This is a genomic window from Parendozoicomonas sp. 2304DJ65-17, assembly GCF_058148445.1.
The window spans coordinates 37583-62383 of sequence record NZ_JBYVJV010000010.1; the positions used below are offsets into that span (position 1 = coordinate 37583).

General features: G+C 46.8%; 17 protein-coding genes. 8 read left to right on the forward strand and 9 right to left on the reverse strand.

The window, feature by feature from the left end; translation table 11 throughout:
• Positions 1 to 3: 3 nt before the first annotated feature.
• Positions 4 to 2325 (reverse strand): molybdopterin-dependent oxidoreductase, encoded by a 2322-nt coding sequence (locus ACY2RR_RS20150; protein ID WP_490109982.1) that lies wholly within the window; start codon positions 2323 to 2325, stop codon positions 4 to 6.
• Between the two features lie 164 nt (positions 2326 to 2489).
• Between ACY2RR_RS20150 and ACY2RR_RS20155 the strand changes: the two genes are divergently transcribed.
• Both ACY2RR_RS20155 and ACY2RR_RS20160 read left to right on the forward strand, forming a co-directional pair.
• Positions 2490 to 3014: a winged helix-turn-helix transcriptional regulator gene (locus ACY2RR_RS20155; protein WP_490109983.1), complete on the forward strand. Its 525-nt coding sequence runs from the start codon at positions 2490 to 2492 to the stop codon at positions 3012 to 3014.
• A gap of 18 nt (positions 3015 to 3032) precedes the next feature.
• Entirely contained in the window at positions 3033 to 3401 is a 369-nt protein-coding gene (locus ACY2RR_RS20160; protein ID WP_490109984.1) for an MmcQ/YjbR family DNA-binding protein, read from the forward strand.
• 23 nt (positions 3402 to 3424) lie between these two features.
• Here ACY2RR_RS20160 and ACY2RR_RS20165 read toward each other — a convergent pair whose 3' ends face one another.
• Together ACY2RR_RS20165 and ACY2RR_RS20170 are read right to left on the reverse strand one after the other, a co-directional pair.
• Positions 3425 to 4597, reverse strand: coding sequence for a hypothetical protein (locus ACY2RR_RS20165; RefSeq protein ID WP_490109985.1), 1173 nt, complete (start codon positions 4595 to 4597; stop codon positions 3425 to 3427).
• 145 nt (positions 4598 to 4742) lie between these two features.
• A complete protein-coding gene (locus ACY2RR_RS20170; RefSeq protein WP_490109986.1) occupies positions 4743 to 6164 on the reverse strand; it encodes a protein adenylyltransferase SelO in 1422 nt (473 codons plus the stop codon).
• Positions 6165 to 6648: 484 nt separating this feature from the next.
• Here ACY2RR_RS20170 and ACY2RR_RS20175 point away from each other — a divergent pair, with 484 nt between their 5' ends.
• The 6 genes from ACY2RR_RS20175 to ACY2RR_RS20200 all read left to right on the forward strand — a co-directional run bounded on the left by ACY2RR_RS20175 (position 6649) and on the right by ACY2RR_RS20200 (position 17364).
• The gene (locus ACY2RR_RS20175) at positions 6649 to 11457 is read left to right on the forward strand and encodes a response regulator (protein ID WP_490109987.1); all 4809 of its coding nucleotides are present in this window, start codon (positions 6649 to 6651) and stop codon (positions 11455 to 11457) included.
• Between the two features lie 12 nt (positions 11458 to 11469).
• On the forward strand, positions 11470 to 12534 hold the full coding sequence (locus tag ACY2RR_RS20180) for an HD domain-containing phosphohydrolase (protein ID WP_490109988.1): 1065 nt from the start codon (positions 11470 to 11472) through the stop codon (positions 12532 to 12534).
• Between the two features lie 103 nt (positions 12535 to 12637).
• Positions 12638 to 13108 (forward strand): GlcG/HbpS family heme-binding protein, encoded by a 471-nt coding sequence (locus ACY2RR_RS20185; protein WP_490109989.1) that lies wholly within the window; start codon positions 12638 to 12640, stop codon positions 13106 to 13108.
• Positions 13109 to 13336: 228 nt separating this feature from the next.
• Positions 13337 to 15331 (forward strand): OPT family oligopeptide transporter, encoded by a 1995-nt coding sequence (locus tag ACY2RR_RS20190; RefSeq protein WP_490109990.1) that lies wholly within the window; start codon positions 13337 to 13339, stop codon positions 15329 to 15331.
• An 18-nt stretch (positions 15332 to 15349) separates the two neighbouring features.
• Positions 15350 to 15703: a PqqD family protein gene (locus ACY2RR_RS20195; protein ID WP_490109991.1), complete on the forward strand. Its 354-nt coding sequence runs from the start codon at positions 15350 to 15352 to the stop codon at positions 15701 to 15703.
• 113 nt (positions 15704 to 15816) lie between these two features.
• Positions 15817 to 17364: a tetratricopeptide repeat protein gene (locus ACY2RR_RS20200; protein WP_490109992.1), complete on the forward strand. Its 1548-nt coding sequence runs from the start codon at positions 15817 to 15819 to the stop codon at positions 17362 to 17364.
• 59 nt (positions 17365 to 17423) lie between these two features.
• On the opposite strand, the gene ACY2RR_RS20205 is transcribed toward ACY2RR_RS20200, so the two are convergent.
• The 6 genes from ACY2RR_RS20205 to ACY2RR_RS20230 all read right to left on the reverse strand — a co-directional run bounded on the left by ACY2RR_RS20205 (position 17424) and on the right by ACY2RR_RS20230 (position 24732).
• Positions 17424 to 18578, reverse strand: coding sequence for a hypothetical protein (locus tag ACY2RR_RS20205; protein WP_490109993.1), 1155 nt, complete (start codon positions 18576 to 18578; stop codon positions 17424 to 17426).
• Positions 18579 to 18683: 105 nt separating this feature from the next.
• Positions 18684 to 19262 carry a hypothetical protein gene (locus ACY2RR_RS20210; protein ID WP_490109994.1) on the reverse strand — a complete coding sequence of 193 codons (579 nt, stop codon included), beginning with the start codon at positions 19260 to 19262 and terminating at the stop codon, positions 18684 to 18686.
• Positions 19255 to 22518 carry a mechanosensitive ion channel domain-containing protein gene (locus ACY2RR_RS20215; RefSeq protein WP_490109995.1) on the reverse strand — a complete coding sequence of 1088 codons (3264 nt, stop codon included), beginning with the start codon at positions 22516 to 22518 and terminating at the stop codon, positions 19255 to 19257. The genes ACY2RR_RS20210 and ACY2RR_RS20215 overlap by 8 nt, the downstream gene beginning before the upstream one ends.
• 235 nt (positions 22519 to 22753) lie before the next feature.
• Positions 22754 to 23737 carry a serine/threonine protein kinase gene (locus ACY2RR_RS20220; RefSeq protein ID WP_490109996.1) on the reverse strand — a complete coding sequence of 328 codons (984 nt, stop codon included), beginning with the start codon at positions 23735 to 23737 and terminating at the stop codon, positions 22754 to 22756.
• Positions 23738 to 23830: 93 nt separating this feature from the next.
• Entirely contained in the window at positions 23831 to 24265 is a 435-nt protein-coding gene (locus ACY2RR_RS20225; protein WP_490109997.1) for a pilin, read from the reverse strand.
• Between the two features lie 29 nt (positions 24266 to 24294).
• A complete protein-coding gene (locus ACY2RR_RS20230) occupies positions 24295 to 24732 on the reverse strand; it encodes a pilin (RefSeq protein WP_490109998.1) in 438 nt (145 codons plus the stop codon).
• Positions 24733 to 24801: the final 69 nt, after the last annotated feature.

Consider the following 24801-nt stretch of genomic DNA (forward strand, 5'->3'; position numbering starts at 1 on the left):
TTATTAAGCAATCTTCTCCACACGGGCAGGCACATACTTGTGCCATGGTGTGCCAGCAAAGAAGTCCCGGTCTTCCGATGAAGTCAGCTCGTTAGGTGAAACACCAACCCGAACCTCTTCTCCATCTTCTTTCTTGTAATCCAAACCCACACCATTAGGCAGAGAGATAAATCCGGGACGTTGAATCGTTGTGATCTCAACGTAAGTTTCGGCAGTACCGGTTTTAGTGGTGATCTTCACATCTTCACCATTGGCAAGCTCCAGCTTCTCAGCATCTTCCGGATGAATATAAAGACTGGCGATCTTGTTCTTCTTATCCCAGGAGGCATCCCGAATAATAGTGTTAGAGGTTTCTCCACGGCGCTGGCCAGCAGTGAGCACCAGAGGGAACTCAGCTGTAGGCTTCAGCTGTGAAGCGTCCAAGGAAGTCATCTGTGGATACAGCTCTTTGATATACAACTGAATACGCTTGTCCGGCTGGCGCATACGCTTCCAGCTGTCTTCATAATTACCGGAATCACTGAATACAAAACCTGATGCTTTGTTCAGCACGGCATCAAACATCTTTTCGCCTGCTGCCCATTTGGAACCTGTGAAGCCAGCGTTAGCTGCATACTGTGAATTCTTGCGTACGAACTGATGGCTTAATGCCCAGAAGAATGCCGTTGATGCAGCCTTACCGTCTTTCAGGGTTGGGCCAAGAGTTCGATACATCAAAGGTGCCGCAACCTTCATCAGCTCAGGCTTCATAGCTAACAACGGCATAAACACTGCGGCAAAAGCTTTATGGCCAAGCTTTGCAGCAGCTTTGAGAATTCGAACGTAAGACTTTTTCAAACCACCCAACTCTTCCAGAATACGGGTGTGAATTTCCGCTTCCATCAGTGTTCCGGGTAATGGATCAACCACCGGCTGGCGTAACTGGAAGAAGTTTCTTGGGAACTCAACACTAAAGAACACACATTCATATTTCTCATAGGAGCTGGAAGCTGGCAGGACATAACTGGCCTGACGGGCGGTTTCTGTCATCGCTACATCAACAACAACCGAGAACTCCAAAGCCTGCATAGCTTCACGCATACGGGCACTGTTTGCGTAGGAATGAACAGGGTTGGAACTTTCTATAAACGCTGCACGGAAACGATTGGGGTGATCAGTAAGAATCTCATCAGGAATGGTATTACAGGGAATTAAGCCAGTAATAATCTTTGACCCCAGTACTGGGCTGACCTTTTCAAGTTTCACCTTCTGGCCACCACCGGAAGACATATCCCCTTTACTGGCATCAGTCACCGACATAAACGGCACGGCAATATTATTAGCGCCCTTCTTGGCAAAGTTGCCGGTAATCACATACATGATGCGCTGAAGATAGCTGACCACGGTCGAGTTCAGGTTTTGCTGAACACCAAGGTCTTCAAATACCGCTGCAGATTGTGCTGATGCTATACGACGGGCAGTTTTGCGAATCAGTTCTTCATCCAGTTCGCAAATGGCTGCGTATTCAGCAATAGAGAGAGTTTGGAAATGATCACGGACCTCTTCAAAGCCTTTGGTGTGTTGTTCGATAAAGGTTTTATCTTCCAGACCTTCCTGAATGATGGTGGCGATCAGGGCTGAGATACACCATGCATCAGTTCCGGGTTTCAGTTGCAGGTGGAAGTCTGCCATCTTTGCGGTATCGGTCAGGCAAGGATCGAGAACCACCATGGAACGCTTAGGGTCTTTAGCAATTTCTCTCAAGACCTTGCGAGATTGAGGGAAGCCGTGAGCCTGCCAGGGGTTCTTGCCAATAAACACAGCCACTTCAGTATGGTCAAAGTCACCATGAGGACCACCACCAAACATTTTGCCAGCTACCCAGAACTCGCCAGTCTTTTCCTGAGCCAGAGCATTGGTGCGGTACTTCACCCCAAGATGTTTAAGGATGGCATCGCTGTACGCACCACCAAGGTGGTTACCCTGGCCGCCGCCACCGATAAACAAAATCTTCTCGCCGCCGTATTTTTGCTGAATACCTTTAAGGCCAGCAGCGACTTCTTTAATAGCTACATCCCAGCTTACGGCTTCATAAGTACCGTCAGGCTTTCTGCGCATGGGAGTGTTCAGACGATCAGCACCCATCTGGTAATAATTCAGGCGTGCAGCTTTATTACACAGATAACCTTCAGAGGCAGGGTTATCTTTATCGCCACGGATTTTCAAAAGTTCACGGCCATCTTTGCCACCGGTTTTGATTTCCAAACCGCAGTTGATGCTGCACAGGGCACAGGATGACTTTTTAAACTCGGACTCTTTCACAGGCTGGACAGTTGCGTTGGCCATTGGCTGCAGGCTCCGCTTGATGATGCATCTGCTTTAAATGCAGATGCTGGTTCTTGTAATAATTGTTATATGACGCTTGTTGGGTGATAGTATGGTTCCATAATGGAACCTGTCAAATAGTTTGTAAGCGAACCATGTTAAAATAAGACAACGGGAGACTATTTATGCGTTGGGGTGAGGTGAGCTCCCAGTCCTGCTCAATTGCGCGGTCGGTAGCTATTTTTGGTGATCGGTGGACTCTTTTGATCCTGCGGGAAATCTTTATGAAAATCCGGCGTTTCTCTGAGCTTCAGGCAACTCTTGGCATTACCAAGCACCGTCTTTCAGACCGCCTGACTCGCTTGATTGAAGCCGATATTCTTTACAAAGAACTCTACGACGAGAACCGTAAACGCTATCAATACAAGCTCACTGAAAAAGGACTGGAGCTATACCCCATCCTCATAGCCATTGCCCAATGGGGTGATAAATGGGAATCGGACGATGATGGTATTCCTATGGAATACATTCACAAGGATTGCGGGAAACTTACCAAGCCAGTATTAAGTTGCAGCGAATGTGGAGAAGAAGTGCATGCCCGCAACACCATGGCAAAACCGGGGCCAGGCGTTATAAAGAAAATTGCCCGTGGGGAAGATACCGGGTTAGATGTTGAACTTTACGCAAAGAAAATGCTCCCTTCCGGGTGAGCTTAACGAGCAACAGATATGACTTATGACGAGTTCAACGACTTTTGCCAATCTCTTCCAGCTACAAGCCATGTTGTTCAATGGGGTGGATCTCATGTATGGAAAGTTGGTGGGAAAGTTTTTGCAGTGGGTGGCTGGGGAAAAGCTGAGAAACCAGCATTTACCTTTAAAACTTCAGAGCAGAACTATCACTTCTTAAGTGAAAAACCCGGTTATCAGCCTGCGCCCTATCTTGCTTCGAGAGGGATGAAGTGGATACAACAATTTGATGTACCCACCTTGGAAGATGACGATTTGAAGTATTATTTGAAAGAATCCCACCGCATTGTCTCGTTGGGCTTAACCAAGAAAATGCAGCGAGAACTTCATTTAAATCAGGAGAGTTAGAGTAGCTCCTTGTTCACAAGGCCTTAATTTGTAGGAACTACTTTCCCTCTCAGGGAAGCATCCAGCGTTCCATCTCCCAACAGCAGTGGCAATACATGCCTTTGGGGAATCCCACTGAATATCGGGCAGTTATAGCCTGGATAACTGGCAAGACCTGTGGCGAGAGCAGCCATTCCCAAGATTGGTTTACGTAAGTAAGGAAACTTATAGGAGACCAACGCCGTTGAAGTTGTGACCAAGACATAGAAAGGAAGAGTCTGAAAATAGAAGTCCCATTTCTCCATGACACAAGCGGCACCTGGCTCTATCGGAGTGCAGGGTGGGCGGGTCATTAACCTGTATTTCGTTTCAAAATAGCTGTAACAACGCTCCCATCCATCTCCCAACCACTTCTGCTTCCAGTTCTCTCTGGTTTTCTGATACTCGAGAGCAGCTCTTACATACGCCTTACCAGCTGCAAGACTGCCTAAAGCTTTTGCTGGCCAGAGCATTTCTGGTGTTTCCGTAACAACTTCAAGCAGTTCTCCCGAGTACATATAGTCATGATAAGAATGGTGGGCCGACTCTTTAAGAGCCTTCACTTCGCCACGCCTGACACTGACATTATGTTTCAGGTGCTCGGTAATAACCTGCCCCTGCCCTTCTGCAGACCTTGTTACCCGAAAACCCGGGCCAAGCCGGCTAAGCCATATATCAAAAGATTTGAATTCGGAATTTGGTTTTACACTTGTGGAAGAAGGCGCGCTCCATGGATTTCCATCCAACCAGACTTTACTGCTTGCTGTTAAGAAAAAGAGTTCATCTTTTATAAGGTCTCTATACCTGTCTCTGCCTGCATAAGCGTAAGGAAAGTTGCCAACCAGTATCACACCCTTCTTATTCTTACCGCATGCATCACAAGGGGAGTAAGACGAAGAAAACAGCCTTGGTAAATAAACTTCTTGCGCCACCAAGAATTCTTTTAACTTGTTTGGAGAGTTCACTTCGTAAAACTCCGGAACTATTACAGCCACGTTCCAGCCTTCTACCTCCAGCTGCGCCAGCCAGGTGTCCCACACACTCTTTTCGATATGAGGAAATATATCTTTCTTAACAACTACCAGTACTTCATCTTTGCACTCCTCCAGCGCATAAGCTGGGAGAGTGGTGCCTAGAAACAACCCCATAACACTAAGTAACGTTCTGAGAACCCGCATAGTTGTGCCTTTATCTGCAGCAAGCCCAGAGTGTAGCCAGCGATCTAAGCACTCTATGTGAAGGAAACAATTAACAACATGATCCCGACAAGAGGGAACGATTGAATAACACAAGATAGAGTTAGTTAATCAGCTGTAACCCGTTTTACGATGAACAGCTGATTTCCAATTCTCCAGCCCAGTCAGGGGGTAAATCCGCATAAGAGTTGTATTCAGGCTGTTCATCAAAAGGCTTTTGAATCACCTCAAACAATCTGTGTACTTCGGAGTAGTCTCCAGCTTCGGCTTTATCAATGGCAATCTGCAACAGGTGATTACGGAGAATATATTTGGGATTAGACGCAAGCATTCCAGCTCGAATATCTTGTTCTGAGCGCTTTTCCTCACTGAGTCGCTGCTGATAGAGCTGATACCAGTTTCTGAACCTTTCTCTATCCACAAACAGATTCTCAACGACCTCATCACACAGAGAACGGAAGAAAATGGTGTAATCCGTTCTCTCTTCCTGCATCTGCTGAAAGATTTGATCTATCAGTTCGTTGTCGTTTTCCTTAGCCGCAGCAAAACCGAACTTGGCCCGTAAAAGAACTGAGTACTTTTGGGCAAAAGACATCGGGTAGGTTTTCAAAATAGTCTGAGCGGTTTCCTGTCCGCCGGGGAGAATTGGCAACAAAGCCTGAGCCAGAGCCGTGCAATTCCAATAACCAATATCTGGCTGACGACTGAACGCATAACGCCCCTGCCAGTCGGAATGATTGCAGATATGCCCGGCATCAAAGCCATCGAGAAAGCCGAAAGGGCCATAATCAATGGTGTGGCCGAGGATCGACATATTGTCGGTATTCATCACTCCATGACACCAGCCAACCGATTGCCATTGGGCAATTAACTCAGCAGTACGCTTTACCGCCTCGGCTAAAAGCAGTTCGACACGATTATCTTCACCCTCCCACTCCGGAAAGTGACGTTGAATAACATAATCCGCTAATGTCTGAAGCGCGTCGCGCTGTTTTGTATAACTGAAATATTCGAATGTACCAAAGCGCACATGGCTTTCTGCCACGCGGATCATTGCAGCTCCGGTTTCTGTTTTTTCCCGATAAACCGGAGTTTCACTGTCGATCATGCATAGAGAACGAGTCGTAGGAATGCCCAGGCTGTGCAGAGCTTCACTGCATAAGTATTCACGAATGGTAGATCGCAATACCGCGCGGCCATCGCCATTTCTTGAGTAAGGAGTTAACCCGGCACCTTTTATTTGCAGATCATAGAATGTGCCGTCACTCGTATTGGTTTCTCCTACCAGAATGGCGCGCCCATCTCCCAGCCTTGGTACCCAGCTGCCAAACTGGTGGCCAGCATAAACCATGGCGATGGGTTGAGAGTCTTTAGGTAGGTTTACACCATTACAGAGCTGTACGAAGTCATCGTCAGAGAAAGAGGCATATCCCAACTGCTCTGCCAGAGTCTGGTTTCGATGAACCAGTCTTGGCTGCTCCAAAGGCTGCGGTACGACCTTGGAGGAAAAGGTTGCGCCAAGTTGCGCGTAGCTATTCACTAACTTCATGTGCATATACTTCATAAAGCGAATCATACGCACAAACCGAGACAACAACTAAAAAATTAAAGATTTCTCTCAGAAAAAACATAGTGCCCAGACGTTCAAATCATAGACTCAGGCATAATGAATCGATCATTATTTTTTCTTCTTCTACTTAACTATTCACACTTTAAATAAAAGTAAATTCCAATTATTAAAACAACCCATTCCATTACTCTATAGCCCTAACACTAATAGCCATATAAAACTGCAACCAATACTTATTAATTAATTATTTTTCTGCCGACACCTGAATACTTAAAAAATTAATTTGAAAATATTAATAGAATTTCCACTTCAACCTTATAGTTGTTTTGCTTTCGTCATTATAGAATCCCATCATGGTGAGCTTGTTCAGGCACCCTTTTATCACTCAATAAAAAATTGTTTCCGATTGCGTTAAGGTTTAACAAGCTCTTATCCAGTCATTAAGTTTCTATGTAGTTGGCTGATGATGTATCCAAGGCTATCCATTGCTCAATATATTTGCGGTATACGTAGTATAAAAAATGCCGTTCTGGCTATTCTCGTAATATGCACAGCAAGTTTTTCCCATGCTCAGGAAGTAAACAGCCCTGAGAAAATATTCAGTGAAGTTATCACTCATACTAATGCAGAAAAACATCTACCTGCTCCTCTCGAACTTTCTGCAGAACAGAAACAGTGGCTTAAGAACAAGCAAATCTTGCGAATCGGAATAGTTGAGTACGCGCCTCTTATTTCTATGGGAGATGCGGGAGAGCCTCAAGGGGTTATTGCTGAGTACTTACTGCAATTTAGGGAAGACACAGGTATAGAACTACAGTTTGTACCCGGCACGTTCAGTGAGCTGATAAAGCGCTTTCAGGATGGGGAAATTGATTTACTGGCATCAATCCTGTTTGATAAATCCCGTGAAAACCTGGGCAGTTTCAGCCACCCACTGTTCAAGGTTAAAGATGCTATTTACACTCGTGCAGGCCAGCACAGTATTTCTAGATTTGATGACCTTAAAGGCAAGAGTGTTGCTGTTACTCGAAAGCATCTAACCGGAACAAAGATCAGACAAGCATATCCTTCTATCAGGCTGTTTGAGATGGACAGTTTAATGACGAGCATTCAGGCTTTGCTCAATGGCGATGTCGATGCTGTTGTTGAAACGCCAATAGTTGTCAGCCACCTCCAGCAGCTTAACTCCATTGGCAGTTTACAACTCGTTAATCAATCAGATTTACCGGCTCTCAGTCTTCGATGGTTAATTCAAAATGAGCAAAAGCCGCTCTTGTTGATAGTTAATCAATTCCTTGCCACGTTTTCTCAGGAAAAGAGGCAGGCAATCCTGGATCGATATTCAACTGTTCAGCGTCATCAGGACTCGATATCCCTTGATAGAATTAACAGTTTCATCTCAACTGCCGTTGTATCTCTCACCGGCTTATTTGTAATCGTCTTTGTTCTACTGCTTATTATTTCCAGAGTGATGGCTAGCCATTCCACTCTGGATACATCTCACCTGTCGTTTGGCTCACCCAAATTTGCTCGACTGGTGATGATCAGTATTGCCCTGTTTGTTTCTCTTACTGGTGCAATGACCTGGATTATCCTTGAGTACAACTACAAACATGAAGAAGCAAGCGCTCAAAGCCGACTGGTACTGGCACTGGAAGCTGCCAATGAACGTGTAGACAGGATGTTCCAGCTGGAAAAAGCCGGCATTTCGAATGTGGTTAACAAACCTTACTCCCGCACATTGATAGAAAAACTTCTTGGGTTATCCGTAAACCAGGGTGATGACAAGAAGCACCTGACGGAACAGTTACATAGTTTCTGGGGGGAGTACCATAACTCACTCAGCAGCAATGAGTTGTTGGTTCTTGATACTGATGGAAACCTCATTTCTGGAAATACAAAAACAACACTCTCAGAAATACCTTCAAGATATCTACAGCAGGCCAGGTTCGGGCAAACACACTGGATATCACCGAAGGTCTTTCCTTCTTTGAATAGAACTTCATCTGAGACAGATAAGAGGCTTGGGGCAATATCTGGCATATGGAAAAGTTACACAATCACTCCCGTCTATGGGGATGATGGTGAAGCCATAGCTCTCGTTGCCAGTGAAAGTAATTTCACCAGAAAGCTTATGCACTTCCTGCAGGAGACAGCCGTATCCGGACAGGTAGAAATCAGCCCTGTAAACCGACAGGGAATGGTTATGGATACCAGCAAATCTTCCATTTCTGAAGGGAGCTACTTTGCTCTTAAAAAATCAAACCCTTTGCTGACCTTCTTCAGTGGCAGCAAAGATCAGGGACAGCTTCGCATCAGTGCACTCAATCACTATCAGAACCAAGACGAGAGCAACAGCTGCGGTGTTGCTTTATGGAATCCAGAAATCGGAATCGGCTTGATTGCTGAAATGAATAAGGACGAGGTGCTCGGAGGATATCGGGTACTGAAGTATGGGCTTTTGTTTGTTCTGGCAGTCGTTTTTACAGCAACTATCCCTTACATCATGTTCATGCTTTCTCTGGGGCGGCAGGCCAATGAAAGGCTTAAAACCCTCAACGGAGAGCTGGATCGGAAAGTCTCTAAACGCACAGCAGAACTCAGCAAGCTGGAAGAACGTAGTCGACTGATATTAACGTCTGTCGGTCAGGGGCTGTTCGGCGTAGATGAAAATGGGTGCGTCATGTTTATTAATGATGCAGCTCTATCTGTCCTTGGCTACCAAGAACAAGACATCCATAGCCGTCCTATTTTACCGATAATCGAAGAATCATCGGATTCCACTTTGCCAATTCTTCAGGCCTTGGAGAGCGGGAAGTCATCGACAGATTACAAAGCTGTTTTCAAGACTGGCAGTGGCCGGTGCCATGTTGAATACAGTTGTCGTCCAATTAAACATCAGGGACAAATCAAAGGCTGTGTTGTTGTTTTCAGTGATATCACCGAACGTCAGAAAATGGAGAAGGAACTGAAAACAGCCAAGGAAGTCGCAGAGCATGCTTCTCTTACCAAAAGTGACTTCCTGGCCAATATGAGCCACGAAATCCGCACCCCAATGAATGCGATCATTGGCATGTCTCAACTTGTTCTGCAGACCAGTCTGGAACGCAAGCAAAGACACTACGTTGATAAAGTGTATCGCTCTGCTCAGTCTCTTCTTGGAATCATTAACGACATTCTCGATTTCTCCAAAATAGAAGCAGGAAAGCTGGACTTGGAGCAGGTTCCTTTTCGCCTGGAAAATGTTCTGAGTGACATGAGCAGTATTGTCGGATTGCACGCAGAGGAAAAAGGACTGGAGCTTCTGTTCTCACTTCCTACCGATATGCCCGAACTTGTTGGTGATCCTCTGCGTCTGGGCCAGGTACTTCTGAACCTTGGCAATAATGCAGTGAAATTTACCGAGAAAGGGGAAGTGCTGGTATCTGCCGAAATCCTGGAGCGCAGAGAGGCCGATATTGAACTGAAGATCTCGGTAAAAGACACAGGCATTGGGTTAACAGAAGAGCAGATAAATCGCCTGTTCAATTCCTTTAGCCAGGCAGATACTTCTACAACACGCAGATATGGTGGAACTGGGCTTGGGTTGGCGATTTGCCACCGGCTTATCAATATTATGGGAGGCCGTATCTGGGTTGAGAGCAAACCTGATTCCGGTTCCTCATTTCAATTCATTATTACCCTTGGCATTTCTCAATCCAAAAGAGTGACACCAGATCTTTCTTTCCTGAGAAACCATAAAGTTCTGGTTGTTGATGACAGTGCGACAGCCCGGGAAATCTGGATTGCCATGTTTGCCCAGTTTGGTATGCATGTTGAGCAAGCCGCTAGTGGTGGCGAAGCCCTCCAGAAAATCCTCGAAGCTGAAGCTTCATCCGAACCTTTTCATCTGGCAGTTCTGGACTGGCGCATGCCCGGCCTGGATGGAGTGAACACTGCCAGGCTTATTAATGACCAGTGTCAGCAGAAACCTCCACATTGCATTCTGGTCACAGCCTTTGGACAGGACTACGCAACCATGCATGGGCAGGGAAGCCCTATTCGTTCTTATCTCACCAAGCCAGTGACCGCATCTTCGATGATGGATGCCGTAGTAAAAGCTTTCGGTGAAAAACAGGTGGTCTCTACAAGTAAAAAAGAAGCCAGCCATAAACTGGAAATTGCACAGGAAAAATTGGCCGGAGCCAGAATCCTGCTGGTTGAAGACAATGAAATAAACCAGGAGCTTGCATTGGATCTTCTGGTCAGCAATGGCATGAAGGTGGAGCTGGCAGAAGACGGTCAGCAGGCTTTGGAGTGGCTATCTCGTTCTGATTTTGATGGCGTTCTTATGGATTGCCAGATGCCAATTATGGATGGATATGAGGCAACCGGTTTCATAAGAGCCAACCCAAAATGGCAGGATTTACCAGTTCTGGCCATGACGGCTAACGCAATGACTGGAGACCGTGAACGCGTCATTGAAGCTGGAATGAATGACCACATCGCAAAACCAATAGACGTGGAAGATATGCTAACCAAGATGGCTCGCTGGATAATGCCTAAGCAAAAAGAAAAACCTGAAGTCAGCAAGCCTGCAGCAAAGGAGGAGAAAGACAAAGTCTGGGACTGGAGCCTTCTAAAAGGCATTGACGCTCAGGCCGGCCTTGAGATTTGCCAGAACAAATACAGCCTGTATTTGAAGATACTGACTCGCTTTACCAGTAATCAAACAAACTTCTCCCGCAATTATTTCAGGGCTCTTGAAGATGGCGACCAAAAGACAGCCATTCGTTTTGCCCATACATTGAAAGGCGTTGCTGGAAATATTGGTGCCAGAGAGCTGTACAGACAAGCCAAAGAACTACAGGAAGAAACAGAGAAAGGAAGTGCCAAACCACGATTAATTGCCAGAGCACAGGACATTCAGGCTTCTATTGAAGAAGTCACACACGGCATTGATAGCCTTCTCTGTCATGTTGAAAAGATGACTGTGAATGAAACATCAAAGCAGAATCATACGACGGACAGCGTACAAACTGTTTCTGCTCTGGAGTCAGAGTTTCTTGAAGAGAAGGTTACTGAACTCCGCGAGTTACTTATGGAAGATGACACCGAAGCTCTGGACAGCTTTGCAGCTATCGCTCCTCAGATGGTTCTGGTTGCAAAAGATCCGGAACAACCGGTAGCAATTAACAGCGCTCTGGAAAATTACGATTTTGAACAGGCTCTTTCTCTGGTGAATGCATTCATGGAAGAGCACGGAATGACTCCGGTAATCAGTGAGCAGTAAAAGGGGACAAATATGTTTTCTGTTCAAAGTGTGACAGATACACAGGTCGTACTTGTTGTTGATGACACCCCGGAAAATATTGATGTTCTGAGGGAAATTCTGCAGCCAGAGTTTCGCGTGAAAGCCGCTCTTAAGGGTAACAAAGCTATAAAGATTGCTCAGGCTACGCCTCAACCAGATTTGATACTACTGGATATTGTTATGCCAGATATCGACGGGTATGAGGTATGCCGACAGCTTAAGAACAATGCATCAACAGCGGACATCCCGGTTATTTTTGTGTCAGCCATGAGCAATGATGAAGACGAAGCCACCGGCCTTGCTCTTGGTGCCGTTGACTACATTGCGAAACCAGTTCGCCCGGAAATAGTGAAAGCACGGGTACGAACCCACCTCGCACTGTATGACCAGAACCGGTATCTGGAAAATGTCATTGCCAGCCGCACAGACGAACTTCACAAATCCAGGCTGCAGGTAGTTCAGTGTTTAGGGCGTGCTGCTGAATTCAGAGATAACGAAACCGGCATGCATGTTATCCGGATGAGTCACTATGCTCGCCTGATAGCACAGGAAATTGGAGAACATCCCTCCTGGGTTGAACTCCTGTTTCTGGCAGCACCTATGCATGATGTTGGAAAAATAGGTGTGCCCGACAACATTCTACTCAAGCCAGGAAAGCTCACTGATGACGAGTGGAAAATCATGAAAATGCACACGGAGTTTGGCAGTCAGATAATTGGTAATGAAGATTCATTTTTGATGAGAATGGCTCATGAAATAGCACTGACTCATCATGAAAAGTGGGATGGTTCTGGTTATCCATCGGGATTGCGAGGCCATGACATTCCACTGAGTTCACGCATAGTGGCTATCGCAGATACATTTGATGCTTTGACCAGCGACCGGCCGTATAAAAAAGCCTGGCCTGTACAAGAAGCCGTAGACTGGATTGAATTGCAGTCAGATATTCATTTCGACCCCAGACTTGTAAGGGCGTTCCACAAGGTTTTACCTGAAATTCTGAAGATAAAGGAACGGTATGCTGAAGTGCAGGTCGACTATGGTGAAGCCTGTTAGCATTCTCTGGTTAATAACTGCTGGGTACGCCAAAAGAGATCTGACTGATATACTCGGACAGCAATTCAGACACTAATAAAAACATCAGTTTTCGAGTAAATTTATGAAAGCATTTATCCGTGCAACATCCGTTGCAGCTATAACCGCCCTGTTTTCTTTCAATGCCCAGGCTGAAAACTCCCGCCCTTATTTGTCTGCAGATTCTGCCCTGAAAGGTGTACAGGCCTGTCAGGCTTTAGCAAAAGAGAAGAACTGGAATATGGCGGTGGTTATTGTTGATCGCGGTGAAGACATGCGTGCCTCTTTCCGTATGGATGAAGCTTTACCTGGCGCATACCTTGGTGCAACCCTGAAAGCCAAAACTGCTCTGTCCTGGTCTATGCCTACTGCCAAGGTTGGTGAGTTTGTTGAAACGAAGCCAGAGTTCAAACAGTTCCCTGGCTTGCTACCGATTGGTGGTGGCCTTCCAATCTTCTCTGAAAGTGGAAAGCTGATTGGCGCAGTAGGTGTTGCAGGTGGTTATGTTGAGCACGATGAAGCTTGCGCTCAAGCAGTTGTCTCTACAATCAAGTAATCTATAACAAGTCATCAATGCAGAGGTGTTAATTCACCTCTGCAGATAATGCACCAGTCCATAGAGAGTTTGTGAGTTAATTCACTCTGTTAAGCTTGGAGCGGCTTGTTGTTGCAGGTCAATAAATTACAAAATCCATACGCGCATTATACCACTCCCTGAAATCCCCCTCTCTAATCCCGGTTGTTCGATAGCAGGCCGGGCTGCGATTCCTTTGGAGTGTATTTAATGTCAACTGAAGCGATTCAGGCTGGTGGCATTTCTGCCCCGGTTGAAGACGCGCAGGGCAAAGGATTGCCTCACGGTGCCTACGGCGGCGTGAATGGTGATGATCTGGTTCCCTACGTTTCCCACCTTGAAGCTATGCCCGAGCTAACAACTCGTGCTGTTCTCATAGGTTGCTTGTTTGCAGCGGTATTTGCGCTGGCGAATGTTTATCTCGGCTTACAGGTCGGTATGACCATCGCAGCTGGTATTCCAGCTTCCATTCTCGGTGTTGGCCTGCTGAAAATTATCTGTGAGCGGGACAGTATTCTTGAAGCCAACATGGTCCAGTCCATCGCCGAAATGGGTGAAGGTCTGGCTGGTGGTTTGATCTACACCCTGCCTGCCATCTTTATCTGGCGCTCCCAGGGCATGAACGTGGAAGCCCACTTCTGGCAGCTGGTGCTGATCCAGATTATCGGCGGTGCCATGGGTATTTACATTATTGCCCCCATTCGCCGTAACCTGATTGTGCAGGAGCACGGCAAGCTGGCATTCCCTGAAGCCATGGCGATTACCGAGATGATGGTAAACACCCATGAAGGCGGTAAGGGCATGAGAACCTTGATTGCCGGTATCAGCTTCGGTTCTGTTTATAAGTTTCTGTCCAGCGGTATGGGGTTGTGGTCTGATGGCCCAACCTGGGCAATCAAACCTTTGAGCTCCCTGTTTGGTATCAGCGCAGTGGTTTCCACAGCCGGTATTGGTTTTATTGTTGGCATTGAGATTGGTCTGGCGATGTTCGCCGGTTCCATGCTCACCTGGTATGTGCTGGTTCCTCTGATCGCTTACCTTGGCGCTTACATTCCTACTGCTGTTTATCCTGCAGCTGTGCCTATCAGCGAGCTGGCTCCTATCGATATCTGGAGCAACTATGTGCGTTATATCGGTGCTGGTGCTGTGGCTGCGGGTGGATTCCTGAGCCTGATTCAAACCCTCCCGTCCCTGATCCGTTCCTTTGCGGAAACTATGGAAGGTATGAAAGGTTCTGGTGGCAATGACACAGTTAAGCGTCACCACGAAGAAACGCCTATCAGCTGGGTCATTGGTATCAGCGTTCTCAGCTTCCTGCTGGTGTGGTGGTTGCCGCTGGTTGGCCAGGAAGGCGGTAACGTTGGTCTGGTTGGCGCTCTGTTGGTGATCTTCTTCGCCTTCTTCTTTGGTGTAGTTTCCGGCCGCATGGTTGGTTACGTGGGTATTTCCAGTAACCCGGTTTCAGGCATGACTATCGCTGCACTGTTGGTGATTTCCGCAATCATGAAAGTGATGGGTTATGTGGGTGATCTGGGCATGATGATGTCTATCATTGCTGCCGGTGTCGTTTGTGTATCTGTTTCCAACTCTGGCGGTCAGGCACAAAGCCTGAAGGCAACCTTTATTGTTGGCGGCACACCACGCAAAGTTCAGTTGGGCATGATGATTGGTGTTGTTGTCGCCGCCTTCGCTGCCGCTGCGGTACTGCTGATGCTGGAAGACACTTACGGACTTGGTTCCAGTGATGTTCCTGCTCCTCAGGCCATGTTGATGGCTCTGGTACTGAAAGGTGTAATGACTGCCCAGCTGCCTTGGGTATTTGTTATCTCCGGTATGTTCCTGGGCCTGATCTTCCGCTTCCTTGGTTTACCTGTACTGATGGTGGCGCTGGGTGTTTACCTGCCAATCCACATGACCGCCTCCATCCTCTTTGGCGGCATTATCCGCTCTTTGATTAACCGTAAATTCGCTAAGGATGAAGCGGAGCTGGAAGAGAAGACCAACAAGGGCATTCTGCTGTCTTCCGGCCTTGTGGCTGGTGGTGCACTCACAGGTGTTCTGATTGCAGTACTGGCAACCATGGGTATCGATATCAATATGTCTGATCTCATACCTGCACTCTCTGGCAGTGACACTGCTGCCGGCCTGATCTACTGCGGTTTCGGCTTCTGGCTGTACAGCATGATCTGTAAAAAAGAAGCTTAATAAGTAATTGTGAAAGTAATGAATTCAGCCAAAACAAAAACTGCTGAGAAGAAGGGTAATTTCCTTCTGAACCAACCACACCGTGAACTCACCGAGTGGAACGAACTGGAAGGTAACAAAATCCAGTTAGTGATTCATGCTAACAAACGGGTGGAACGTTTTGCTCGGTGGATGGCAGGTAAAGGCCCAATTACCCGCATAGATCTCGATGAGCTGGGTAGCCGTTTATGGCTAATGATTGATGGTCAGAATACAGTTCAGGAAATCATTGTCCAACTGCAGGCGCTCTCTGGTGACAATTATGAGTCCATGCAGCAGCGGGTGATTCTGTTTATGAAACAGCTGGCAGGGAAAGGCTGGATTCGTTACTGATTACGAAGTTGTTTCTTTTCTGAGGGGGCTAAGTCATTTGATGAAATGGCTTCGCCCCCTTTGTGTATCCAGTGCTTAAATGAAAAGAATGATTCAGGCACAGGGATGTTTCTATGAACCTATTCAAGGTAGCTGCTTTAGCGGTTTTCACTCTGTTCGCTCAGCTTGTCTTTTCTGCTCACTACCATGGTGATGTTGCCATGTATCCTCCATGGCAGGGAGGCAAAAATCTTGGTGAACTTTCACTGGATGTAACGACCGATAATGAGAAAGCCCGCCAGCATTTTCTGAATGGATTAAAACTGGTTCACACCTATGAATTCCCTGAAGCGACATGGAGCTTTCGTGAAGCTCAAAAGCTCGACCCTGAGTTTGCCATGGCTTACTGGGGCGAGATTATGGCCAGCCATATGTTTGTCTGGTATGCCAAAGAACCTGAGCAAGCAAAGGATGCACTGGAACGGATGTTGGAACATGCCGACCTTCGACGCATTAATGAGAAAGAAAAAGGGTTGATCGAAGCCGGGCGCTTGCTGGTTGAAGGCAATGGTCATAGGCTTCTGCCTTATGAAGAAGGTTCTCTGCTACAACAGTTTCGCGACAGACTGAAAGCCCTCCACGAACAATTCCCGGATGATCTCGAAATTAAAGTCTATTACGCCTACGCAACTCTCGGCACTCGCAGAGGTGTTCGGGATTTCAAAGTGAATAGCGAAGCGCGCAAAATGTTTGTTGAAGTGCTGAAGGAAAATCCAAAACATCCCGGCGCACTGCATTACCTGATTCATGCCTCAGAAAATCCGGTACAGGGTTTCTGGGCTAAGCGGGCAGCAGAAACTTTTGGGAACATATCATCGGCTTCCATTCACGCACTGCACATGCCCTCCCATTACTACTACACCCAGGGCGACTGGCAGAAAGTCGTGGATATTAACCGGCGAGCCTGGGCTGCCTCTTTCCAGCGCATCAAAGATATTGGCTTGAATGAAGATAACCTGGAATATCACGGGGTCGGTTGGATTACCTATGGTTTGCTGCAACAAGGAAAAGAGCGTGAGGCTTATAAAGTGTTGGAAGAGCTCAACGCTCTCTATAAAAAGAAACCAACCTCAACCAAGAGAAAATACCTGTTGTTCGCCCGGGCGGGCTTTCTGGTGGATTCCCCAGTAGAAAGTGAAGAGTTTAAGCAAGCCAGAAACATTGTTGTTGAATCTATGGATGCCAGCCTTGGCGCTGTGGCTGCCAATGTTTTTGCAGATGCCTACGCAGCCTGGAAAGTAAATGATAAAAGCGGGCTGAACAAAGCATTAAAACAATACCGGGGATTAATTCACCTTGATCTTGAAGGCCTGGATCCACCATCCCATGATGCCGTATTGATAATGCACAGCCTGGCAGAAGCGCTGGGTGCGTTAGCGAAAGGAAATGAAGAAAAGACAGAAGTCATGCTACGCGCTGCAAGCATTCTGGAAGATCGCATGGTGCACGAACATGGTATTCCACTGGTGGTAAAACCTGCTAACGAGCTGTATGCGGATGTGCTTTTGCAGTGGGGACGCCCGGGAGAAGCTGCGCATTACTATCAACGTTCGCTGGGGTATCAACCGGCACGGTATTGGGCGTTGAAAGGGTTAGGCCAGGCTAAAGCCGTGAGCCGTTAATTTCTTATATAAAGGCTGGAGTCATACCAATAAATCGACTCCAACCTTTATATCTTTCATTAACCATCTAGTGCCATTGCATTGTTTTTGATTTGTATTAGAACTTTCTTGAAACCAGCTATAGATTCCTGCAAGTTCGGGTCATCGTTTGTTTCCAAGCTTTCTATAAGTTGAATTGTTCTAATCGCAGCCGAAGTTAAAGAGACTCGATTGCCTCGATCCTCTAAAAGCTTCTTAATTTTGAGTGCTTTGGCTACGATTTTCCCTGAAACCTCAGAATCTTTCAGAGTCTCAATTAGCGATACAGCGGTTGCATGGGCATCCTCCCCAACAGCACCAGGCAAATCTTTTTCATATTTCACAACTGCATCATTAAGCTGAGATATTCTTGTACTCAACTGTTTTGCCGCATCCCAAATCTTGTTTGGGTTGTCGCATAATTTGGCATGACGCCCCTTCATAAATAACGTCATTCCACCAGATCTTAACATCTCAGCAACTGCACCTGAGCAATTGTCCTTAGTACTGTAGGCACGGTAGAAACCGTTACTCTTCTTAATTTCCCAAGCGCTTTCCATTGCCTTCTGGTCAAGGCCAAACAAACAATACTGACCGCTATCACCTGAGTCTGTGCTATTAAAACCTGCTATAGGAAGGTAAACCTTATGAGATGCTGCTGCCCCATAGAGTCCAAAGCTTTCGTCTATCAGCTTTTGAGTGCCTCTAGGTTTAAATTCAGCAGTTTTCACTAACTCTTGTGTTACTACACCACTAGCAATTCGTTTACGAGCAGCTTCTCCAGCACGTAACTTAGCAGCCGTTGACTCTTTAACCATTTTACACTTGTCATTGAGATAACAATCTACTGTATGAAGAGGTCGTTTTCCAAAATAAAGCTCGAGTCTGGAAGATGCCTGCCCTTCAGGCCACCAACTTACATAAGTTTCCGGCTCAGCTGGTGATTTCTTGCTGTCATGGATGCTCAATGAGGAGTGTCCCATATGGTGTCTACTTTTATATGGCCATATGTACACAGTGACGTGCTTTGATAATTGTTTCTCTGCCCTTCCGGTCCTTTCTCCAACACCTAGACTTAAGTCGGTATCTGGTCGAGCTGCTTCTGCCCCCCTCCGCCCAAAAGTTGTTACTGTAGATGCTCCTGAGGTTTCGCTACATTCATAGCCACCAGTTGTGATACTCCCTCTTATTTCCATGACCCTTCCCTCCATAAATGTCTGTAGATAAGACTAACTAATGGAGGAAAATGGGAAATTAGACATTAGTCTGAGCTGAGAACACTTGAAGGAACCTACCCCCTATTAAGATGTCTGGTAAACCTGCCAAAGCGCATCTTCATAAGCCCCACCAAAGTCAATTCTGGTAATGCTTTCAACATCAAACATATCCAGGCTGCTCTCAAACTTTGCGTCTGGAGACATGCATTGGAGATAGAGCAGGTCATTATCGATTTTGTTCAGGCGACCAATCCAGCAAACAGATGGATCGGTAATCTCCTGATGCACTGTAATCAAAGGACTTAAGCGCGCGGCGGTTCGCAGAGCTTTCTGCATGGAATCAAGATTGATTATGCCAGGGTGTCGAGGCTCCTGCTTTTTCAGCTTTAGAGCTTTCATCAAAAACTCCTGCTGAGGAACCGGCCGTTCGATATGGCTGATATCGGAGCGGCGAATAATCTGGAAACCATTTAGGTCAATCTGATCACTGATAACCTGTAGCAAAAGCAGATCACGGCTGGCATCCATCAGAATACCACTGGTCCAAGCATCCTCACCTTCAACACGTTGCCGAAAAATGCGGATACAGGAATGCAGGGGCAACAGCTTGTCCGGCATCGTCCGTATTTCCTGATACTGTCTTTCAGTTACAAATTCAGGCATGTCCAGCTCCCGGTGAGCGCAAGAAAACATCTTGTTTGGGGTACGCTACAGTGACCCCGTGCTCCCGGAATAGTTCCTGAACCCGTGCATTTAATTCATCCCTGACCGGCAAACGGTCATCCACATGTGCTACATGTGTGCGCAGCTCATACATCAGTGAGCTGTTGCTGTACTCCATCAGAAGTACCAGTGTTTCTGGCTGCTCAACAATCCTTGGATGCTCACTGGCAGCCTGATGTAACAGCTTCTGAACCAGTTTTGGATCAGTACCGTGGGCAACCTCAAATGGCAGGATAATCCGAACAATTGGATTACTGAGAGACCAGTTAATCAGCTTTTCGCCCATCAGGAGTTTATTGGGAATTATGATCTCTTTGTTGTCCCAGTCGGTCACTGTGGTTGAGCGGATTCGAATTCTTGAAACTTCACCATTAAGCTCCCCAAGAGTAATTGTGTCACCAATACGAATGGGACGTTCGAACAGAATAATCAGGCCAGCTACAAAGTTGGCAACAATTTCCTGCAAACCAATACCAATACCAATACCCAGAGCCGCAATCAGCCACTGAAGTTTGGTCCAGCTGGCACCAAGGAAACTCAAAGCCGTGACAAAACCGATACAGGAGATGGTGTAACTAAGCAGTGTTGTCATCGCATAGCTGCTGCCTGCCCGCAGTTTCATACGGGATAACAAAGTCACTTCCAGCAGACCGGGCAGGTTTCGAGCCAGAATAAAGCTGGTAGCCAGAGTCACCATACTCAACAGAAGGTCGCTTAAACGCACGGTGAATGGATCTCCGCCTTCCTGATCAGGAGAAAACTCCCAGAGAGTCACGTTATCCAGAACATTCAACAGAGCGAACAACTCTTTCCAGAACCAGTACAGGCCGATAAACAGACCAACAATCATCAGGGCATTCAGCAAACGAAGTGACTGCTGATTAATAGTGGCAAGGTCGAGATTGGGTTCTTCAACATTTTCCCCATCCTTGCTGGCAGCACGTTTTTTCAAAGCACGAGTGAAGGCCAGCCTGCGCTCAGCCACATTCAAACTACGAATCACTAAAGCCTGAAGAAGAACCGCAGCGCCAACCATGTAAAGGGTTCCGGCGAGCTGGAACTGCAATATCAGCGTGGAATAGTAATAACCGGCAGCGGTAAGAATAAGCTGGGCAAAGGCAATCACCACCAACGCCAAAGTCAGAATAATATGAAGGAATTTAGAACCAAACAGGTAGCTGCTTGCTTGCATCAACCGGAACAACATCCAGCCCTGAAGCAGGGAACCTGCCATCAGCAGAGTCATTCCTAAAATATCCTGATTCAAATCTGTAGGCTGGTTTTTCGCCAGACTCACAGTTAACAACAAAGGAACCATTACTGCCCGCAAACGGATAAGCAGCTTTTGGACTTTACGACACTGGGCTGGCGGCCAGCGGAAATGAGTCACTGCAATGTTGTGAGGCCTGTGAATTTGTATCGCCATGGATAACAGCAACCAGGCAACAGCTGTGACAATAAACGCAGAACCCAGATTAGTCACACCAACGGAATGTCCATCTCCCGACAGAAGAGCCAAACCGGTGAAACCCATTATCACAGGTAGAGGCATAACCTGCAGAAGGCTCAAACCAAGAGCCGCAGGAGTTAAAGTCAGGGTATCGTGTCGAACATTACCCATCTTGCGGGTCAATGTTCGCTGTAGGGCCATAAATGTTCTGCGCCGGGTGTGAAGCAACAATACCAATGCAATAACGATGGAAACCAACAGCCAGTTATCCTGGCCGTAATCTGTGAGGGCAAACAGGATTCCGTCCCAGGGAATGGTGGTGAACTGATGCCAGAGCATTTTCGGCAACTGTTGTATCCAGTCGAGGCCTATAGCCTGATTACTAGCAATCCAGAAAAGTCTCTCTTCAAGAGTTTTCGAAAGCTCCTGGCTTTGGGTATCAAGGTTCTTTTGATCCAGATCGAGACTGGTTGCAGTACTCAGCAGAGTTCCAACTTCACCAGACAGGTCTTCCAGCAACACTTGCCGGTTTTTCATCAGGCGTAAGAGTTCTTTAGTGTCCTGAGGGCTGAACACATGTTCTGACTTATGCTGTTCAATCACTGCATCAACACGGGCTTCCGGGCTGGCCAATTCTTGCCGCTGCTGGTCGTACTGAAACTTCTGCAAACGAGCCTGCGCAACAATATCCGAGATTCCCGGATCAATGCTGAAGTGTGGGAGGGTCATCAAATTTTCCCGGAGCATACGGGCAAGCACCCGGTTTTCTCCAAGAAGAACTGACTGCTGACGAACCGTCTGACTGATATTGCTTAACTTGTTTAGCTGATTTCTGACCTTGGAACTTTTGGCAGTCAGCTGACTCAGACGATCGGAAATAGACAACAGCTGCTGACTCATTTCCATATTCTGTGCAGCCTGAGCCTGAAGAACACTTTTCCCTGCGGTAGAACGATTCAACCGCGAAGCTGTTGCCACCGCCTTTTCACTGGCCGCTCGGCGTTTGAAATTAATAATGGTCTGCATCGACAGGACTTCCTGCTCCAGCAGTTGTACTCGCCGGGTAAGAAGCCGTTGTTGCATTGTTTCAAGGTCAAGCAGCGTACTGCTGGAACGTATTTCCACATTCAGGCGGGAGTCCTGATGTTGCAAAGCATTAGCTTCAGCTTGCAGAAGAATTCTTTTTTTCTCTTTGAGATCCGCTGTTGTTTCACTATCAACATCCAGCAGATTGATCTGGGTTGTAATCTCTTTCAGGCGATCCTGGTTTTTGCTAATGATGGCCTGGTTTCTTTCCGGGCGGGCACGACCATGAGTTATCTGGCTGGAAATACGCGTGAGTTGATTCTGAAGTTCTGTGATTTCTTCGAGTCTGCTGTCCAACAGCTTACGCAATTCATCAACGGGTTGATGACGATACTTTTCCAGCAACGTTGTGTCTGAAGGTAGCGGAAGGCTATCCATCTCCTTCTGCTGTTTCGCCAACTCATCAGGAGCATTATCAATCTGCTTCTTTAAATTCTTCAGCTGCTCCTGTTCAGATGTGGCCAAGCGGAGAAAAGTCAGAGTTTTACGATAAATATCAGAAAGCTCGGACTCCTTCTCACTCAGCGTTTTTTCCGCTGGCTTCATCTGTTCAAGAGCTTTGGAGATAGCCTCCTGACTGGGTAGGCGAGCTGTAGAGGATTCGGCCAACAACTGACAGGAAAACAGTACAGAAAAGATGATGAATGCCAGCTTGCGCATGCCAGAAGGACGTCCCAGTCTCAGTGGTTTTATTAAAAGTTGGCCGAACATATAAAGTGTAGCGGGACTGGCTACCTTTAAAGGTTCCTGAATCTGCGAAAGTTATATTGCGTCATGACTTCGTCGTTTGAAGTCATTCAAATACAGAGAGGCATTATGAAAATCAAAAAACAAGCAGGCTGTACGAGGTGATGCTGCCAACACCGTTAATACAGTGCTGGCAGACAGCTTTGAATCAGAACAGTTTCAGTGGTTCTTCATCCAGAGCAGACATCTGCTCTCTCAACTCCAGAATGTGATCAGCCCAGTAACGCTCACTGTTAAACCATGGGAAAGCGATAGGAAATGCTGGATCTTCCCAGCGTTTAGCCAGCCAGGCGCTGTAGTTCATCAAACGCAGAGTTCGGAGATATTCCACCAGATTCAGCTCGGCGGGATTGAAATCGTGAAATTCGTTGTAACCATCGATGAGTTCTGAAAGCTGGGCCATCTTGTGCTGACGATCACCGTTCAGGAACATCCATAAATCCTGGATTGCCGGACCGTTAATGCAGTCATCGAAATCTACAAAGTGGAAAACATCATCCCTGCAGAGAATATTGCCAACATGGCAGTCACCGTGAAGCCTGATAATTTCCGGTTTATTGGCCGCATCAATCACTTCGAGCTTATCAATAAGATCTCTGGCCAGCGTTTCATAGGCAGGGATTAGGCTTTGGGGAATAGCATCACTTTCCAGCAGGTAGGAAGCACTGTCTTTGGCATAACGCTGAAGACTGATTTCCGTACGATAACTGAAAGTTCGTGTCGAGCCAGCATTATGAATACGCCCCATTAGCTGACCAAGGCTAAACAGGTGATCCATATTATCCAGCTCTGGAGCGTGACCGCCTTTGCGGATGTAAATACTGAACATAAAACCGGCAAAATCGTGAAGGGTTTTACCATCTTTATCTGCAATGGGAGGAACGACAGAAATATCCAGATCAACAAGCTCTCTGGCAAATGCGTGTTCTTCCAGAATCTGTTCCCGACTCCAACGGTTCGGGCGATAGAACTTCACAATAACCGGCTGTTCATCCTCAATACCAACCTGATAAACGCGGTTCTCATAACTGTTCAGAGCAAGAATGCGGGCATCGCTGAAATACCCCAGCGACTCAACGGCATCTATCACAGTGTCCGGAGTCAGGGATTCATAAGGATGCTGAGTGGTCATTGCAGGCTCCGGAGCGGAAAAAGTCCCTTATTGTAGGGAGCCTGCCAGTAGTGTTCACTGATTTTTTAGATTGTTTTGAAAAGCGCCTGTCGGCTACCGGCATCTCTCTGGCAGGTATTGGGGGGGAACAACTGCACCGGCGTTAGTAGAAGAGCGACATGTCCACTCAATACTGCCGTTCTGATCTGACGCTATAAGTAACAACTGAGCATCATCGACAACTTTTGCATTGTAAGTAATCCTGAGAGTGTCCCCGTCAACAATAATACTTTTTACTGAGTTACCAGAAATTATCTCAGGGGAACCTGCCGCCATATTATTCACAGGCCAGGAGCCATAAGTGGCGTAGTAATCTGCAACTGTGGCCTTGAGGGCAGAAGCCATGCTCAACCCTTCAGACATATGGGTTCTTTTGGTATAAATCTGGTAGGCATAAAGGGCAATAACGGCAAGAATCCCAATAATCAGCGTAACTATCATCAGTTCAATTAACGTGAACCCATTACTTTTTCCGGGCTTGTTTTCCATAGTCATATCCTTATGCATTGGATTCTTGTTCAGCGACATATGGGAGGCAGGTATTCATCAGGAATGATTGCGCCTGCACCAGTTGTAGATCGACACTCCCATTCAATGCTTCCATCCTGATCAGAAGCTATTAGTACCAGTTGGGAATCGTCTTTCACCTTATCATTGAAGTTTATGCGGATGACGTAGCTATTAATGACAATGCTTTTCACTGCGTTACCGGAAATATCCGCAGGCAAACCTGCCGCTGCGTTGTCGGCTGGCCAGGTACCATTAGAAGCATAATATTCAGTAACACTGGCTTTCAGAGATGAAGCCATGCTCAGGCCTTCTGCCACGTAAGAACGCTTGGTGTAATCCTGATAGGCGGGAATGGCCACGGCAGCCAGAATGCCAATGATTGCAACCACAATCATTAACTCAATTAATGTGAAACCTTTGCTTGGCTTAAACCTTATGTCAACCATGACCTGACCCCGAAGCTCAATTCGATAAGTTCACCGAATAAGCCTAGCAGCTTAGCTTCACAGGGGGAG

What these genes read in the sequence shown, in the direction of transcription:
- ACY2RR_RS20150 (WP_490109982.1), bottom strand. Translation starts at nt 2,325, where the DNA reads ATGGCCAACGCAACTGTCCAGCCTGTGAAAGAGTCCGAGTTTAAAAAG.
- ACY2RR_RS20155 (WP_490109983.1), top strand. Translation starts at nt 2,490, where the DNA reads ATGCGTTGGGGTGAGGTGAGCTCCCAGTCCTGCTCAATTGCGCGGTCG.
- ACY2RR_RS20160 (WP_490109984.1), top strand. Translation starts at nt 3,033, where the DNA reads ATGACTTATGACGAGTTCAACGACTTTTGCCAATCTCTTCCAGCTACA.
- ACY2RR_RS20165 (WP_490109985.1), bottom strand. Translation starts at nt 4,597, where the DNA reads ATGCGGGTTCTCAGAACGTTACTTAGTGTTATGGGGTTGTTTCTAGGC.
- ACY2RR_RS20170 (WP_490109986.1), bottom strand. Translation starts at nt 6,164, where the DNA reads ATGAAGTTAGTGAATAGCTACGCGCAACTTGGCGCAACCTTTTCCTCC.
- ACY2RR_RS20175 (WP_490109987.1), top strand. Translation starts at nt 6,649, where the DNA reads ATGATGTATCCAAGGCTATCCATTGCTCAATATATTTGCGGTATACGT.
- ACY2RR_RS20180 (WP_490109988.1), top strand. Translation starts at nt 11,470, where the DNA reads ATGTTTTCTGTTCAAAGTGTGACAGATACACAGGTCGTACTTGTTGTT.
- ACY2RR_RS20185 (WP_490109989.1), top strand. Translation starts at nt 12,638, where the DNA reads ATGAAAGCATTTATCCGTGCAACATCCGTTGCAGCTATAACCGCCCTG.
- ACY2RR_RS20190 (WP_490109990.1), top strand. Translation starts at nt 13,337, where the DNA reads ATGTCAACTGAAGCGATTCAGGCTGGTGGCATTTCTGCCCCGGTTGAA.
- ACY2RR_RS20195 (WP_490109991.1), top strand. Translation starts at nt 15,350, where the DNA reads ATGAATTCAGCCAAAACAAAAACTGCTGAGAAGAAGGGTAATTTCCTT.
- ACY2RR_RS20200 (WP_490109992.1), top strand. Translation starts at nt 15,817, where the DNA reads ATGAACCTATTCAAGGTAGCTGCTTTAGCGGTTTTCACTCTGTTCGCT.
- ACY2RR_RS20205 (WP_490109993.1), bottom strand. Translation starts at nt 18,578, where the DNA reads ATGGAAATAAGAGGGAGTATCACAACTGGTGGCTATGAATGTAGCGAA.
- ACY2RR_RS20210 (WP_490109994.1), bottom strand. Translation starts at nt 19,262, where the DNA reads ATGCCTGAATTTGTAACTGAAAGACAGTATCAGGAAATACGGACGATG.
- ACY2RR_RS20215 (WP_490109995.1), bottom strand. Translation starts at nt 22,518, where the DNA reads ATGCGCAAGCTGGCATTCATCATCTTTTCTGTACTGTTTTCCTGTCAG.
- ACY2RR_RS20220 (WP_490109996.1), bottom strand. Translation starts at nt 23,737, where the DNA reads ATGACCACTCAGCATCCTTATGAATCCCTGACTCCGGACACTGTGATA.
- ACY2RR_RS20225 (WP_490109997.1), bottom strand. Translation starts at nt 24,265, where the DNA reads ATGGAAAACAAGCCCGGAAAAAGTAATGGGTTCACGTTAATTGAACTG.
- ACY2RR_RS20230 (WP_490109998.1), bottom strand. Translation starts at nt 24,732, where the DNA reads ATGGTTGACATAAGGTTTAAGCCAAGCAAAGGTTTCACATTAATTGAG.